Origin of the sequence: Gillisella vitis, assembly GCF_001541345.2 — a bacterium.
In the GTDB taxonomy this organism is placed as follows: Bacteria; Pseudomonadota; Alphaproteobacteria; order Rhizobiales; family Rhizobiaceae; genus Allorhizobium; species Allorhizobium vitis.
This window is the reverse complement of the sequence record NZ_LMVL02000005.1, coordinates 1-16,398: the sequence shown is the minus strand read 5'-3', so window position 1 is coordinate 16,398 and position 16,398 is coordinate 1. Positions and strand designations below refer to the sequence as shown.

Annotated in this window: 9 protein-coding genes; 4 read left to right on the top strand and 5 right to left on the bottom strand. The window is 60.3% G+C overall.

Annotated features, from left to right (window positions below):
* The 3 genes from addB (at position 1) to ASB66_RS17450 (ending at position 9,148) form a co-directional block, all read left to right on the top strand.
* Positions 1 to 3,186: a double-strand break repair protein AddB gene (addB, locus tag ASB66_RS17460; protein WP_114386805.1), complete on the top strand. Its 3,186-nt coding sequence runs from the start codon at positions 1 to 3 to the stop codon at positions 3,184 to 3,186.
* Complete coding sequence (gene addA, locus ASB66_RS17455) at positions 3,179 to 6,727, top strand: double-strand break repair helicase AddA (RefSeq protein WP_114386803.1); 3,549 nt, start codon at positions 3,179 to 3,181, stop codon at positions 6,725 to 6,727. Before addB ends, addA begins: the two co-directional genes overlap by 8 nt.
* Positions 6,728 to 6,967: 240 nt before the next feature.
* Complete coding sequence (locus tag ASB66_RS17450) at positions 6,968 to 9,148, top strand: malate synthase G (protein WP_060718861.1); 2,181 nt, start codon at positions 6,968 to 6,970, stop codon at positions 9,146 to 9,148.
* A 168-nt stretch (positions 9,149 to 9,316) separates the two neighbouring features.
* Here the strand turns inward: ASB66_RS17450 and ASB66_RS17445 are convergent, their stop codons facing one another.
* Positions 9,317 to 10,015: a L,D-transpeptidase gene (locus tag ASB66_RS17445; RefSeq protein ID WP_060718862.1), complete on the bottom strand. Its 699-nt coding sequence runs from the start codon at positions 10,013 to 10,015 to the stop codon at positions 9,317 to 9,319.
* 176 nt (positions 10,016 to 10,191) lie between these two features.
* On the opposite strand from ASB66_RS17445, the gene ASB66_RS17440 reads away from it, so the two are divergent.
* Complete coding sequence (locus tag ASB66_RS17440) at positions 10,192 to 10,677, top strand: MmcB family DNA repair protein (RefSeq protein ID WP_060718863.1); 486 nt, start codon at positions 10,192 to 10,194, stop codon at positions 10,675 to 10,677.
* Positions 10,678 to 10,696: 19 nt separating this feature from the next.
* On the opposite strand, the gene ASB66_RS17435 is transcribed toward ASB66_RS17440, so the two are convergent.
* From ASB66_RS17435 to lhpI, 4 genes are all read right to left on the bottom strand, one after another.
* The gene (locus ASB66_RS17435; protein WP_012654549.1) at positions 10,697 to 11,272 is read right to left on the bottom strand and encodes an ActR/PrrA/RegA family redox response regulator transcription factor; all 576 of its coding nucleotides are present in this window, start codon (positions 11,270 to 11,272) and stop codon (positions 10,697 to 10,699) included.
* 156 nt (positions 11,273 to 11,428) lie between these two features.
* Entirely contained in the window at positions 11,429 to 12,733 is a 1,305-nt protein-coding gene (locus tag ASB66_RS17430) for an ActS/PrrB/RegB family redox-sensitive histidine kinase (protein WP_060718864.1), read from the bottom strand.
* 35 nt (positions 12,734 to 12,768) lie between these two features.
* The gene (gene hrpB / locus ASB66_RS17425) at positions 12,769 to 15,231 is read right to left on the bottom strand and encodes an ATP-dependent helicase HrpB (protein ID WP_060718865.1); all 2,463 of its coding nucleotides are present in this window, start codon (positions 15,229 to 15,231) and stop codon (positions 12,769 to 12,771) included.
* Between the two features lie 81 nt (positions 15,232 to 15,312).
* Positions 15,313 to 16,269: a bifunctional Delta(1)-pyrroline-2-carboxylate/Delta(1)-piperideine-2-carboxylate reductase gene (gene lhpI, locus ASB66_RS17420; RefSeq protein ID WP_060718866.1), complete on the bottom strand. Its 957-nt coding sequence runs from the start codon at positions 16,267 to 16,269 to the stop codon at positions 15,313 to 15,315.
* Positions 16,270 to 16,398 lie beyond the last annotated feature (129 nt).

The window sequence follows — 16,398 nt, the reverse complement described above, 5'->3', positions numbered from 1 at the left end:
ATGTCCAGCCTGCAAGCCCGCATCTTCACCATTCCGCCGGATCGGCCTTTCCTGCGGCTGATTGCCGAGACGCTATGCGATGGGCGTCTTGCCCCCGGCTTTCGCTATGATCCGGCTGATCCCCTGTCTCTCTCCAAGGTCACGATCCTGGTGCCGACCCGGCGTGCGGTGCGCGTGCTGCGTGCTCAGTTCGTTGAGGTGCTGGGTGGCCAATCCGCGATCCTGCCGATGATCAAGCCCTTAGGCGAAGCCGAGGACGATGCCAGTTATTTCGACGCCGAGACCCCGGCGCTGCTTGCGTTGAACCCGCCGATCAGCAATACGGTGCGGCTGCTGGAACTGGCGCAGTTGATTCTTGCCTGGCGCAACAAGCTGCCGGATATCGTGCTGAGCATTCACACCGAAACCCCGCTTGTCGCTCCGGCCAGCCCCGCGGATGCCGTGTGGCTGGCGCGGGCATTGGTCGAACTGATCGATTCGGTGGAAACCGAGGAGCGTGACTGGGCCGATCTCGACAAGCTCGATGCCCGTGATTTTGCCTCCTGGTGGCAATTGACGCTGGCTTTCCTCGGCATTGCCAGTGCCTATTGGCCAGCCCGGCTGGAAGAGCTGAACCGGTCTTCGCCGGTTCTCCACCGCAATGCCTTGCTGCGTGCCGAGCGCGACCGTGTTGGTCAACTGTCCGATTCTCATCCGGTGATTATTGCTGGTTCGACCGGCTCGATTCCCGCCGCGTCCGAGCTGATCGCGGCGGTGGCGCGTCTGCCTCAGGGGGTGATCGTGCTGCCGGGGTTGGACAAGGCCATGCCTGATGACCAGTGGCAAAGCGTTGGCGGTGAACAGCCTCCCGGCATGCCGCCGGAGCCGACCGCCCGCACTCATCCGCAATACGGCCTGCACCGGCTTTTGGGCCGTCTCGGCCTGACCCGTGACGATGTGGGCGTGCTGGAAGAGGCAGAACCCGAGCTTGCCGACCGCAGCGAAATTCTCTCCCGGGCGCTATCGCCTGCCAAGGCGACCGATCAATGGACGGCCTGGCGGCAGGCATTCGGAGATAACAGGTTTCAGGCCGCCTTTGCCGATGTGGCGCTGATCGAGGCGGCCAACGAGCGGGAAGAGGCGATTGCTATTGCCATTGCCCTCAGGCTTGCCCTGGAGCGGCCCGGTGCCGATGGTGGCGAGAGCCGCGCCGCGCTGATTACCCCTGACCGCAACCTTGCCCGCCGGGTCGCGTCAGAACTCGCTCGGTTCGGCATCGAGGCCGACGATTCGGCGGGTACGCCGTTTTCGGCGACGCCGCAGGGTACGTTGCTGGTGTTGGTGCTGGAAGCCGTATTGCAGCCCGGCGATCCCGTTGCCATCGTCTCCTTGCTCAAACATCCACTCGCCCGGTTTGGCCTGACTGATGATAGACATCGCGACGCCGCTGATGCTCTGGAAGCTATTGCGCTGCGCGGCGGCACCGGTGCCATTGACATCGCCGCGCTGGCACCGCTGTTCGATGAGCAGGTGGTCGCCCAGTTCGACGACCGACATCCACCGGCCTGGCGGCGTTCTTTTACCGAACAGACCCGGCAGCAGGCACGGATACTGGCTGAGGCTGTCGCAGTGGCGGTGGAACCGCTAGCCGGTCATGTGGTTGCCAAGCCGGATGGCCACCATTTCACCACCCGCTTGTCGTTGAGAGAATGGGCCGAACGCACCGGTCAGGTGCTGGAGGCTGTGGCTCGCACCGATGCGGGCGATCTTGCCCCCCTTTGGGCCAATGAGGCCGGTGCCGTTCTGGCGCGGCTGCTCAGCGAAATCATGGAAACTGACGGCCAGTTGAGTGCCGATGGTCCGCAATGGATCGAGATTGTCGCGGCGCTGACCGCCAGCGAATCGGTCAAACCGAAATCGCTGCGCCATCCGCGGGTCTTCATCTTCGGTGCGCTGGAATCGCGGCTGCAAAACGTCGATACGATGATTCTCGGTGGGTTGAATGAAGGGTCTTGGCCTGGCACCACCACCAATAATCCATTTCTGTCACGCAGCATGAAAACCGAAATGGGGCTGGAGCCGCCGGAACGGCAGATCGGCCAGCTTGCCCATGATTTCGAAATGGCCAACGGCACCCGCCACTTGATCTATTGCCGCGCCTTGCGGCAAGGGTCGGCCCCCACCGTTGCCTCCCGCTGGCTGCAAAGGCTGCTGGCGCTGGGTGGCAAGGATTTTGCTGAAGCGCTGAAAGCCAGAGGGGAGCGATACCGGCATTTTGCCGAGTTGCTCGATAAAGGCGCAGATCAAGCGCCAGCCCAACGGCCGCAACCAAAGCCGCCTGCCGATCTGCATCCGAAAACCTATTCCTTCAGCGAGGTCGGGCGTCTCAGGCGCGATCCCTATTCGATTTATGCCCGCCGCATTTTGAAGCTCGATCCGGTCGAACCGTTCAACAGCGATCCCGGTGCCTCCGAACGCGGCACGCTCTACCATGCGATAGTCGAGCAATTCGTGGCGCGCATGCCCGAAAAGCTGGGGCCTGATGCTGAGACGCTAATGAGCGAGATTGCCGACACCCTGTTTGCCGAAGAAAATCTGCCGCCGCATATCCACGTCGTCTGGCGCAAGCGCTTTGCAGAAGTTGGCCTCGCTTTCATTGACTGGCAGCGTCAACGCGATCCTGCCAAGCTGGTCACGGAGGCCCGCGCCGGGGTGGAACTCGGCGAGATCGATATCCGGCTCACTGGTGTTGCCGACCGGATCGATATCCGGGCAGGCCACGCCGATATCATCGATTACAAAACCGGTCTTAACCCCAGTGTTTCCCAGGCCCGCAGCCTGCTTGACCCGCAATTAGCTTTGGAAGCTGCTGCTCTGACTATGGGCGCCTTCAAGGATGTCGGAAGGCTGAATCCGGATAACCTGATCTATGTCCGGCTGCGGCCCGGCGGGCGCTTCAAGGCCGATCAGGTTAATAACGAGCTGACCGGCAAGGGCGACAAGGCAAAGTCGGCACTGGATCTGGCGCATGAATCCATCGCCCAACTGACCCGTTTCGTTACCCTTCTGCAATCGGGCGAGCGAGGCTATGTCTCGCGGCTGATGCCGGCGATGATGAATGACTTTAGCGGCGACTACGATCATCTGGCCCGCGTCGCTGAATGGTCCACCGCAGAAGCGGCAGAGGAGAGCGGTGGCGATGAGTGATCCGGACATGCTGCGCGATGGCGACGATCCCATTGACTGGACCACCCGGCAGCAATCTCTAGCCTCCGACCCGGCCCGGTCCGCCTGGGTCTCCGCCAATGCCGGGTCCGGAAAGACCCATGTGCTGACGCAGCGGGTGATTCGCCTGCTGCTGGCGGGGGCGCGACCCTCTTCGATTCTTTGCCTGACCTATACAAAGGCCGCTGCTTCGGAAATGTCGAACCGGGTGTTCGACCGGCTTGCCGAATGGGCGACCCTTCCCGACGAGGAGCTTGCCCGGCGCATTGAAACCATCGAGCGCCGACCGCCGGACCGCATGAAGATTGCCGAGGCGCGACGGCTGTTTGCCCGCGCCCTGGAAACGCCGGGCGGCTTGAAAATCCAGACCATCCATGCCTTTTGCGAGGCGCTGCTGCACCAGTTTCCGCTGGAAGCCAATGTGGCCGGGCATTTTTCCGTGCTGGACGACCGCGCCGCGTCAGTGCTTTTGGCCGATGCCCGCCGGTCGCTTTTGACGGCAACCGCTGCCGAAGACGATGCAAACCTCGCCGAAGCCTTTGCCGAAGTGTTGAGCCTTGGCGATGAATTCGGGCTGGAAAACCTGCTGTCGGACATCGTTTCCAACCGCCATGCGGTGCGTGGTTTTCTGGCCACGGCCCGCCGCAAGGGCGGCGTGGAGAGTGCTTTGCGCAACGCCTTGGGCCTGGAGCCTGAAGAAACCGAGATATCGCGGGCCGAGGCCTATTGGCCGCTTCCAACTCTCTCCGGTCCGCAGCTTTCCACCTATATCGATCTGGCGCTCACCAAGGGCGGTTCCCTGGTGCAGGGCGTCGCTCTGACACTGGAGCGCGCCGTGCGCCAGCCTGACGCGCTGATCCGGGCGCAATTGCTGGAAGAGGCCTTCTATACCGGCTCCGATAAACCAAAAGCCGACCGCTCCTTGATCGCGGCAGCCATGAACAAGGCGGCACCTTATCTGTCCGATGCCATCTTTGCGGCCCGCGACCATGTTGTCGCCTGCCGCGAACGCCTGCGGCTGTTTCGGCTGTTCAAGGCGACACGGGCAGCGCTAACGCTGGCCGAGCGGCTGGACCATGATTATGAAGAGCTGAAAAAGCGCAGCAGCCAGCTGGATTTCGAGGATCTGATTGCCCGCACCGCCGAGCTTTTGACCCGCAGCACGGTCGGCCCCTGGGTGCATTACAAGCTGGACCAGGGCATCGACCATATTCTGGTCGATGAGGCGCAGGATACCAGCCCAGTACAATGGTCGGTGATCCGCTCGCTGCGAGAGGATTTCTTCTCCGGCCTGAGCGCCCGTCCGGTACGACGAACCTTCTTTGCCGTTGGCGATGAGAAGCAATCGATCTACTCCTTCCAAGGTGCAAAGCCGGAACGGTTTTCGCAGGAAGCCCGCGAGACGGAGCAGGAGGTGGCGCGTGGCGGCGAAAGTTTTAGCGCGGTGCGCCTGCCGCTATCCTTCCGCTCCACCAATGCAGTGTTGTCAGCCGTCGATCAGGTGTTTTCGGTCACCGAGAATGCCAGGGGCCTTTCGGCTGTTGCGGAACCAGTGGTGCATATGTCGAGCCGCATCGGCCATCCCGGCGCAGTCGAAGTTTGGGAGATGATCGCGCCGGAAGGCAGCGAAAGTGAAGAGGATTGGACCGCCCCCTTCGATGCAACCCCGGAAAATGCGCCCTCTGCCATGCTGGCGCGGCGGATCGCCCAGCGGATCGAGATCATGCTGGCCCGCGAGACCATCGTGGAAAAGGGTGTGGAGCGGTCCATAGAAGCAGGCGACATCCTCATTCTGGTGCGCAAGCGCGGCGCTTTCGTCAATGCGCTGACGCGAGCCTTGAAGCGGCGCAGCAATATTCCGGTGGCCGGTGCCGACCGTTTGCGATTGACCGGCCATATCGCCGTGCAGGATCTGCTGGCACTGGGGCGGTTCGTGCTGCTCACCGCCGATGACCTGTCGCTGGCGGCACTGCTGAAAAGCCCGTTGTTCAACTTGAGCGAAGACGATGTGTTTGAAGTGGCAGCACGGCGCGGCGAAATCTCGGTCTTTGCCGAGATCGCCCGGCTGGCGGAGGCCGGGTCGGAAAAATGGCAGGCGGCCCTTGCTCGTCTGCATCGCTATCTGGCCTTGGCGCGGGATCTTCTGCCCCACGATTTCTATGGTCGGGTGCTTGGTCCTTTGGGGGGACGACGCGATTTTCTGGCTCGGCTTGGCAGTGAGGTCAGCGATATCATCGATGAATTCCTGACCTTTACTCTGTCCCATGAGCAGGCGGGCCTACCGGGCCTGCAATCCTTTATCACCACGCTGGAGCAGGAAGCCCCGGAAGTGAAGCGCGAACAGGACAAGGAGCGCAGCGAAGTGCGCATCATGACCGTTCATGCCTCCAAGGGGCTGGAAGCGCCCATCGTGTTTCTGGTCGATGACGGCTCCAAAGCCTTCAACCATACCCATCTGCCAAAATTCCGGATGATCGACACCGAGGCGCAGCCCCCGGAATGCCCGGTCTGGGTACCGGTGAAGGCGGTTGATAATCCCTTGACCGCGCAGGACGTGGCAAAGCGAAAACAGGCGATTGAGGAGGAATATCGACGCCTGCTCTATGTCGGCATGACGCGGGCTGCCGACCGGCTGGTGGTCTGTGGCTATCGCGGCAAGCAGGTGCAGACCGAAATCTGGCATCAGATGGTCTGGTCTGCGCTGGAATTGGACACGGAGCGGTGCCGTCAGCAGCGCTTTGGCGGGCCAGAGGGCGACTGGACCGGGCTGCTTTGGGAAAATGCCGTCGTTCCGGGCCGATTCGAACGCCAGGAAAAACGCCAGGAAAAACGGGAGCTGGAAGCCTTGCCAGAGGCGCTAATGCGGCCCGCGCCGCCACCGCCGCGCCTGCCACGGCCGTTGAGCCCGTCCGGGGCGGGGATCGAGGTGAATGATGAGGACGGCGATCTGATGCTGCGCTCACCGCTGTTCAGCAAGGGTGAGGACGCAGGCCTTGCCCTGCAAAAGGGCCGGTTGGTGCACCGGATGCTACAAATGCTGCCGGGTCTGCCTGCCGATGAACGAATGGCCGCAGCCCGCCGTTATGGCGAGCGCGCCGCCCGGTTCTGGCCCGCCCATGAGCGTGTCCGCTTGGTAGATAGCGTTCTGGCTATTCTTGACCATCCGGCCTTGAGCGAGGTGTTTTCCAGCCATGCGCAGACGGAATTTTCGCTGATGGGCACCATTCGGCTTGGCACAGAACAGCGCGCCGTCTCGGCGCGGGTGGACCGGATGGCTGTCACGGAGGAGAAAGTGATCCTGCTGGATTACAAGACCAATCGGCAGCCGCCGCGTCAGGAAAGTGAAGTGCCGCTATCCCATTCGGCCCAGCTTGCCATTTACCGCGAGCTGTTGAAGCCGCTCTATCCGGGAAAAGAGATCGAGTGCCTGCTGGTCTATACCGAAGGGCCGCATGTGGTGGCGCTGACGGAGGCGGGTTTGCACGGCGCATTACAGGAGCTTCAGACTTTTCAAAACACCTGAACGATTGTGCCGATTTTCACGTCTTGCACGATGCTTTCAGGCGCAACAAAAGGCTTATTTCCTGTTTTGCCCAAATTAGCATCGATATTTCAGATTTATGCCCGGTTGACAGTCAATCAAGAACGGGGATGGTAGCGTGGGCGGCGAAAGCGGCTGGTGGCAGGGCTGGATAGCGTCGGCGCATAGTGCACCGCGAACAGGCTTTGCGCCTTGAAGAATGGATGACCGCAGGAGGTTGAAATGGCGCGTGTCGAACAGTTTGGTCTGGCTATCGAGCAGGATCTCTATGATTTTCTGGTGAGCGAGGCCTTGCCGGGGACAGGCGTGGAGCCAGAGGCCTTCTTCCAGCATTTCTCCAGCCTCGTGCACGAGCTTGCCCCGAAGAACCGCGCCCTGCTGGCCAAACGCGACGCGTTTCAAGCGCAGCTGGACAATTGGTACAAGCAAAACGGCGCTCCCTCGGATCTTGCGGCTTACGAAGCTTTCCTGCGCGATATCGGCTATCTCCTGCCGGAAGGACCGGATTTCTCCGTGACGACCAGCAATGTCGATGCGGAAATTGCTTCGATTGCCGGCCCGCAGCTTGTCGTGCCTGTGATGAATGCCCGCTATGCCCTGAATGCCGCCAATGCGCGCTGGGGTTCGCTTTACGATGCGCTCTACGGAACGGATGCGATCTCCGAGGCTGACGGTGCCGAAAAGGGCAGAGGGTATAATCCCAAACGCGGTGAAAAGGTTATTGCCTGGGCGCGGGCTTTCCTCGATCAGTCCGTGCCGCTGGCGGGTGGACGCTGGGCGGATGTGGCAGGGCTTGCGCTTGCCAATGGCTATCTCGATGTGACGCTGACTTCCGGCGACAAGACCGGATTGATGGACCCTTCACAACTGGCGGGAACGTTCAGCGAAGACGACAGCGTGACGTCCTATCTTCTGCGCCGCAACGGCCTGCATGTGGAAATCTGCATTGACTCGCAGGGTGCGATCGGCGCTGCCGATAAGGCGCATATCAACGATATCAGACTGGAATCGGCGATTACCGCCATCATGGACTGCGAGGATTCGGTTGCCGCCGTCGATGCCGAGGACAAGATCCTGGCCTATTCCAACTGGCTCGGCTTGATGAAGGGTGATCTGGAGGAAGTGGTTGCCAAGGGCGATCATGTCTTTACCCGCGCCCTCAATCCCGACCTCGAATTCACCGATCCGCAGGGCAAGCCCTTTACCGTCGCGTGCCGGTCGCTGATGCTGATTCGCAATGTCGGGCATCTGATGACCAATCCGGCCATTCTGGATCGCGACGGTGCAGAGGTGCCGGAAGGGATCATGGACGCAATGGTGACCGCGCTGATTGCGCTGCACGATATTGGCCCGAACGGACGGCGGCAGAATTCGCGCCAGGGCTCGATGTATGTGGTGAAGCCGAAAATGCATGGGCCGGAAGAAGTGGCTTTTGCCGTTGAAATCTTCACCCGTGTCGAACAGGCGCTGGGCATGGAACCCAATACCATCAAAATGGGAATCATGGACGAGGAGCGCCGTACCACGGTTAACCTCAAGGAGTGCATCCGTGCCGCTAAGGACCGGGTGGTGTTCATCAATACCGGCTTCCTCGACCGCACCGGCGACGAAATCCATACGTCGATGGAAGCCGGGCCGATGATCCGCAAGGGTGACATGAAACAGGCCGCCTGGATTGCGGCTTATGAAAACTGGAACGTCGATATCGGTCTGCAATGCGGCCTGTCCGGCCATGCCCAGATCGGCAAGGGCATGTGGGCCATGCCGGACCTGATGGCAGCGATGCTGGAACAGAAGATCGCCCATCCGAAAGCGGGTGCCAATACTGCCTGGGTTCCATCACCAACGGCGGCAACGCTGCATGCCACTCATTATCATCAAGTGGATGTCGCGGGTGTCCAGGCTGGATTGAAAAGCCGGACACGGGCCAAGCTCGTCGATATTCTCTCGGTGCCGGTGGCCTCCCGCCCCAATTGGACAACGGAAGAAATTCAGCGCGAGTTGGATAACAATGCCCAGGGCATTCTCGGCTATGTGGTCCGCTGGATCGACCAGGGCATCGGCTGCTCGAAAGTGCCTGACATCAACAATGTCGGGTTGATGGAAGACCGCGCAACCCTGCGCATCTCCGCCCAGCACATGGCCAACTGGCTGCATCATGGCGTTGTCACCGAGACGCAGGTGGTCGAAACGCTGAAACGCATGGCAGCCATCGTCGATAAGCAGAATGCGGGTGATTCGGCCTATCGCCCGATGGGTGCCGATTTCGACACCTCCATCGCTTTTCAGGCGGCACTCGATCTGGTGTTGAAGGGCAGGGAACAGCCGAACGGTTATACCGAACCGGTTCTGCACCGTCGTCGGCTTGAGTTGAAGGCCACAGCAATTCCAGCAAAAGTGTGAAACGGTTTTGTGTCCGGAATTGCGCCAGCAAGACGCCAATTCCAGCAAAAGTGAAACGGTTTCGCGTCTGGTGCGATCCGGCGAAGCGGACTGAAATTTTCACGTGAAACAAAAAAGCCGCCGGAGCGATCCGGCGGCTTTTCAGTCGAAGCTATCGATTGGCTGACATCAGGACTGCTGAACGATGACCTTGGTGGCCTTGCCCGGCAGGACGCGGCTGTAGAGGTCGATAACGTCCTGGTTGATCATGCGAATGCAGCCCGAAGAGGCGGCGGTGCCGATCGAGGCCCATTCCGGCGAACCGTGGATGCGGAACAGCGTGTCCTGGCCCTTGTCGTTGAACAGATACATGGCGCGGGCGCCAAGCGGATTGCTGATGCTGGGGCCCATGCCGTTTTCGACGTATTTGGCCACTTCCGGCTTGCGCACGGCCATTTCCTTCGGCGGATGCCAGGTTGGCCATTCCTGCTTCCAGGCAACATAGGCCTGACCCTGCCAGGCGAAGCCGTCCTTGCCGACGCCGATGCCGTAGCGGATCGCCTTGCCATTAGGCAGAACGTAATACAGGAAGCGTTCCTTGGTGTTGACGATGATCGTACCGGGCCGCTCTGTCGTGTCGAAGGCAATGATCTGGCGGCGGAACTTCGGATTGACCTTCTGGATCGGAATGCCTGGCAGTGCATAGCCAGCATCCGTGACCGGACCATAGGAATCATCGAAAATCTGTGCTGTTTCGACGGCGGCGGGGGCGACAACAGGCGCGGCCTCAGCGGTCTTTTTGCTGTCGGCTTCCGACGTGGTGGAGCAGCCAGTGATGGCGAGGGTGGAGAATAGACCGAGCACGGTCAGTGCATTGCGGATTCGCATGGGAGGCTCATCGACTTTCGGGCGGGAAATGATCTGTGTTACCAGCTTTGATAGTGGTATATTTTTGATTACAGTGGAGTTTGCAAGGGAACAGAAGACCCATGCCGTCTCTGGCTTCGCAAATTGCTGAAGACTGGCTTTTTTGCAACAGACTTGGGGCCAGCTAAGAGAAGATTATGACGATTCTTACTATTTCCGTTAAGAATACATTAATCGACGGAAGGCAGTCCGAACGTGCCTTAATGATTCGCCGTGGCACGCAATTGCTTCTCGATCAGATGCGCCATGCCGTGTTGCCGGAGCTTTCGCTGGCCAGCGGCCGACGCGCCGACCTGATCAGCGTTTCGGATAAGGGTGAAATCTGGATTACCGAGATCAAATCTTCTATCGAGGATTTCCGGGTCGACCGCAAATGGCCGGACTATCGCCAGCATTGTGACCGGCTGTTTTTCGCCACGCTGCCCGATGTGCCCCAGGAGATTTTTCCGCAAGACTGCGGTCTGATCGTTTCAGACGGCTATGGTGCGCATCTGTTGCGCGATGCACCGGAACACAGGCTTGCTCCCGCCACCCGCAAATCCGTGATGCTGGCTTTTTCGCGTGCGGCAGCCCAACGGTTGATGCGGGCCGAATGGGATGCCGCCCCGCAATTTCTGCCCTGATGATTTCGGCGCACGCGTGTTACTTTGGTGCGCGCTTGGCCAGAATCCGTTGCAGCGTGCGGCGGTGCATGTTCAGCCGCCGTGCGGTTTCCGAGACATTGCGCTCGCAGGCCTCATAGACCCGCTGGATATGTTCCCAACGTACCCGGTCGGCAGACATCGGGTTTTCCGGCACATCGGCCTTTTCGCCCGGACGCTGGGTCAGGGCGTTGAAGACATCGTCGGCATCGGCAGGTTTCGACAGATAATCCACCGCGCCGAGTTTGACGGCGGTAACGGCGGTGGCAATATTGCCGTAGCCGGTCAGCACGATAATCCGCGTGTCGGTTCGGCTTTCGCGAATTGCCTGGATCACATCAAGACCATTGCCATCGCCAAGCCGTAGGTCGACCACCGCATATTTCGGTGCTGCGGTCTTGGCCTTGGCAATGCCTTCCGCCACAGAAGAGGCGATATCCACTTGAAAGCCACGGGTTTCCATGGCGCGAGCCAGCCGTCGCAGAAAGGGCTGGTCGTCATCGACTATCAACAAGGTGGCGTCCGGGCCGAGATCGGCAGCGCCCTCTTCGTGGGTGATCGGCATATCCTGGGTCATGTTCTTTCAATCCTAGAGCATTTCCAGGAAAAGAGGAAACCGGTTTTCCGTCCGGAAATGCTAAAACAAAGAGCTAGAGCGTTGCTGCGATTCCATGAAGAGCAGAAACGCTCTAACGTCCGCAGCGTTATTGCGCACTCGCCTCTGTCGGTAAAGTCACTTTGTCGGTGTTTCCATTTCCCGGCGTGGCCAGCGCACCGTTACCCGTGCGCCCGGGCTGGAAGCGCCCCGGTTTTCAAAGGTCAGGACAGCGCCGGAACGCTCCAGCAGGGTCTTGGCAATGAACAACCCCAGCCCAAGCCCGCCCGCTCGCGCATCGCTTTTGCGGCTGGTGACATAAGGCTCGCCGATTCTCAGCAGGATATCGGGCGCAAAGCCTTCTCCATCATCCTCGATCATGATCGTCACATGACGGTTGTCATGCTCCACGGTCACGATCACCTGTTTCCGTGCATAATCCAAGGCGTTTTCGATCAGGTTGCCAAGCCCGTAGAGAATGCCGGGATTGCGGTTGCCTACCGGCTCGCCGTCGTGGCCCGAAACCTCTACCACCGTCAGCTTGATGCCGAAGTCCCGGTGAGGCGCGATCACTTCCTCAATCAGCGACGAGAGCGGCAATTGCCGCATATGCGCCTCATCCTCGGCGGACAGGGTGGTCAACCGTTTCAGGATATCACGGCAACGTTCGCTCTGGCTGCGCAGCAGCTGGACGTCCTCGCCAAATCGTGGGTCCTTGCCCAATTCCCGTTCCATTTCCTTGGCAACGACGCTGATCGTCGCCAGAGGCGTCCCCAATTCATGGGCCGCTGCCGCCGCCAGCCCATCCAGCTGGGAAAGATGCTTTTCCTTTTGCAGCACCAATTCGGTTGCCGCCAGCGCATCGGCCAGAAGGTTGGCTTCTTTGGACACGCGATAGGCATAGAAAGCAGCAAAGGCGGTCATCGACACAATCGAGCACCAGATCGCCACCAGCATGACCGGGCCGCCGCGATCAATATAGTCGGCATACCAGGGCAGGGGAAAAGGCGTGAAAGCCTGAACCGAAATGCAGACCATCGCCAGACCCAGCAAGGCCATGGAATGGCGCAGCGGTTGGGAGGCAAAAACCACGATGACCGGTACGCAGATCAGCGGTGCGAAGGGATTGGCCAGCCCGCCGGTGATGAACAGCAGCGCTCCCATCTGGAAAAGGTCCAGCGCCAAGATTGCCAGTGTCCAGATTGGCTCTAGTCTCTGGGTGGAGGGAAAGGCCAGTTGCAGCAGGAAATTCACAACTGCTAATGCGCCGATCAGGATGGCTGCGGCCAGTACCGGCATTGGAAATTGCAGAACCAGCGCGACAATTGCCAGGGTGATGGTCTGCCCTGCGACCGCCAGCCAGCGAAGCCGGACGAGCGTTTCAAGCCGCAATCTGCGGCTGGATGTACCAAAATGCATGCGAATATCCGTCTTTGCGCTCATTCACGTTCCCCCGCCCGTCCTCCTTCGGGCAGGATCTATGTACCACGCGGTTTGGCCCGTGTCGTGGGGGCAGCAGCAGCAGGGTCGTCGGGCCAGGGATGGCGGGGATAGCGTCCGCGCATGTCGGCGCGCACGTCGCTCCATGATCCGGCCCAGAAAACAGGCAGGTCGCGGGTCGTCTGGATTGGCCGATGCGCTGGCGACGTCAGTTCCAGCAGCAGCGGCAACCGTCCACCGCCAATAGCCGGATGGTTTTTCAGGCCGAACAATTCCTGGACGCGGATCGTCAGCTTCGGCTCGTCGCCGTCATATTGGATCGGATGGCTCATGCCGGTCGGCGCGGTAAAATGGGTCGGCGCCATCCGGTCCAGATCACGCTGCGCCTCGTAAGGCACCAGCGCCTTCAGCCCATCGATGATCCCGCCCATGGAAATATCGGCAAGGCTGCGCACACCGGTCTGGAAGGGAATGAACCAGTCCTCAAGCCGATCCAGCAGGGCCTCGTCACTCATATCCGGCCAGGGCGTTCCGAGCGTGCGGTGAAGAAAACCGATGCGCTGGCGCAATTGCTCGGCATTTTTGCTGAAATTCAGGCGGTCGAGGCCCAATTGCCGCAATCCCTCGGCGAGGGCCTTGGTGGCACCTTCGCCACTGGGTCGCCCTAGCGGTGTTTCCTCCAGAATGATCGCACCGATCCGCTTGACGCGCCGCGCCCGGACCTGGCCGCTTGGCGGGTCGAAAAAGCTCTCATCGCCCTGAATGATTGCCGCCGGCAGGCTCTCTTCTATATCGGAAAGGCGGATTTCCGCCGCGCTGAGGATTCGCCCCTGCGCTGCCCGCCCGGTCAGATCGGCAATGACAAGCATATCGCTTGCCGCCAGCCGTTCGGTTTGCGCCAGTTCCGCGCCGCGCCCGTTTGCCATCACATATCGCCCTGGCGCGCCTCGTTTCAGCGCGATCCGGTCGGGATAGGCATATAAAAGCAGCATTCCGACCAGCGCCGGGGTGGCAGCAGCCTGATGTTTCGGCAGGTCTTTCGTCAACCGATCCGCCAGCTTGCGCGCTGCACTGGCCCGCTCGCTGCGGTCCGACCGAAACCGGCGCAGGCGTTCTTCCAAATCGATATCCGTTCCACCCAATCCTTGTTCTGTCAGCAGGACGGCGATTTCGCTGGCTGTTTTGGCCTGTCCCTCTTCTGTGGCGGCAATTACCATGGCGGCTAGCCGCGGCGGCAGGCCAAGGCCACGCATGATCTTGCCTTTGGCCGTCAAATGTCCCTGATCATTTAGGGCGCCAAGAGCCAGCAGCAGGTTTCGCGCTTCCTTCAAGGCGGCGGCAGGCGGTTGGTCTATAAAGGATAGTGCGGAGGCATCGGTCACACCCCAATGGGCCATGTCCATCACCAGACCGGACAGGTCACTGGCGAGAATTTCCGGCGGGGTAAAGGCTGGCATCGCTGCCGTTTGACCGGCATGCCACAGTCGGATGGCGATACCCGGCTCGGTTCGACCGGCACGTCCGGCCCGCTGGTCGGCGGAAGCCCGCGAAACGCGGGTGGTTTCCAGTCGCGTGATACCCGTCGAGGGTTCATAGACCGGCAGGCGTTGCAGCCCACTGTCGATAACGATCCGCACTCCATCGATGGTGATCGATGTCTCTGCGATCGATGTGGCCAGAACCACTTTGCGGGTGCCGGGTGCGGTGGGTTTGATGGCCTGATCCTGCTCGCCTTGTGAAAGATTGCCATAAAGCGGCGCAATCAAAGTTGCTGCTGGCAAACGGCCTTCCAGCCGCTCCGCCACGCGGCGGATTTCGGCCTGACCGGGCAAAAAGGCAAGGATCGACCCGCTTTCATTGGCATGGGCATCGAGAATGGCACTGGTGACGCTGTCTTCGATCCGCTCGGTGCCGGGTCGGTCGCGGTGGCGGATATCGATGGGAAAGCTGCGCCCCGCACTTTCCAGCACCGGCGGGTCCTGCATCAGGCTTGCCACCCGCTGCACATCCAGCGTCGCGGACATAACGATCAGCCGCAAATCGTCGCGCAGGGCGGATTGGCAATCCAATGCCAGCGCCAGGCCGAAATCGGCATCCAGCGACCGTTCGTGAAATTCGTCAAACAGCACGGCGGCAATGCCTGACAGTTCGGGGTCCTCCAGAATCATCCGGGCAAATACGCCCTCCGTGACCACTTCAATCCGCGTCTTGGCGGAGATGCGGTTATCGAGCCGCATTCGGTAGCCCACGGTTTCACCGACAGTCTCACCGATCAGGGAGGCCATGCGGGACGCTGCAGCACGCGCGGCCAGCCGCCTTGGCTCCAGCAGAATGATGCGGTTGTCGCCGCGCCATGGCTGGTCAAGCAGATAGAGTGGAACAAGTGTCGTCTTTCCTGCCCCCGGAGGAGCCGAAAGCACAGCGCGGTTTCCCTCTCGCAATGCCTTCGCCAAAGGAGGCAGGATTTCACTGACGGGATAAGGAGGAAGAGAGAATGCCATGGAATTGCGTATCACTGTGTATGTCAGGGAAATCGGAATCGGCTCAACCGATCGGCATCCGTTCCTTGAAAGAGCGTGCCTTCATAGTCGTCCCTGCCGGGCCATTATGGTTTCATACGCCAGGATGGCGCCTGCGAGATCTTCTAGCGCAGCGCCAACGGATTTGAACAGCGTAATTTCCTCTGCGTGCTTTCGCCCATCGACAGTGCCTCTGACAAGCTCCGCGAGTTCACCTTGAATCAGCTCGGCCGTCAGACTGCCATTCTGGAGCGGCTGTACGATATCACCCGCCTCAGCCATCGCGCCCGCACGGGTATCAACATAGACGCGCGCCCTGCGAATTGCCATATCATCCGCCTCGCGCATGGCAGGCCGGAAACCGCCGACGAGATCGACATGGGCACCAGGTTTCAGCCAGTCTCCTTTAATCAACGGATCGGTCGACAGGGTGGCGCAGGAAATAATATCTGCCTGCCGCGCAACCTGTTCGATCTCTGTCACTGCCTGAGCGGAAAATCCGAGCGCACGGGCCGCTGCTGCCGTTTCTTCTGCCTTGGCTGAGTTGCGGCCCCAGACGGAAATCCGGGTGAGGGGCCTGATGGAAGCATGGGCTTCTATAAGATGAAGTGAAAGACGCCCCGTTCCCACCATCAGCAGATGCGATGCATCTTGCCGCGCCAGATAGCTCGCCGCCAGGGCAGACGCTGCCGCAGTGCGCCGTGCCGTCAGAACGCCACCATCGATAACAGCCAGCATCACTCCTGTTTGGCCCGAGGTCAGCAGATAGCCTCCTTGCACGGCGGGGAGACCAGAGAGGTGATTGTCTGGAAAAACCGAAACCAGTTTGACCCCACAATATTTGCCGGGCAGCCAGGCGGGCATCAAAAGCAGGGTCGCATCGGCACGTCCGGGCACTTCCACTGTATGATGATGCCGGACCGGCATCTGGCAGTCGCAAGCGAACATATCCTTCAAGGCACCGATCAGATCAGCCCAACCCAGCGCATCCGCCGTATCATCCTCATTCAACACAAGCATAGTGTGGTCTCCAAACCAATGATTGGTCAGAACCTTAGCAAGTTCGCCGTCACGGAGAAGAAAAGAAGGTGTTTTAAGATGGTGATTCCCATCGAAAACCGTTCCACACGCATACCTTCCATAAAAATC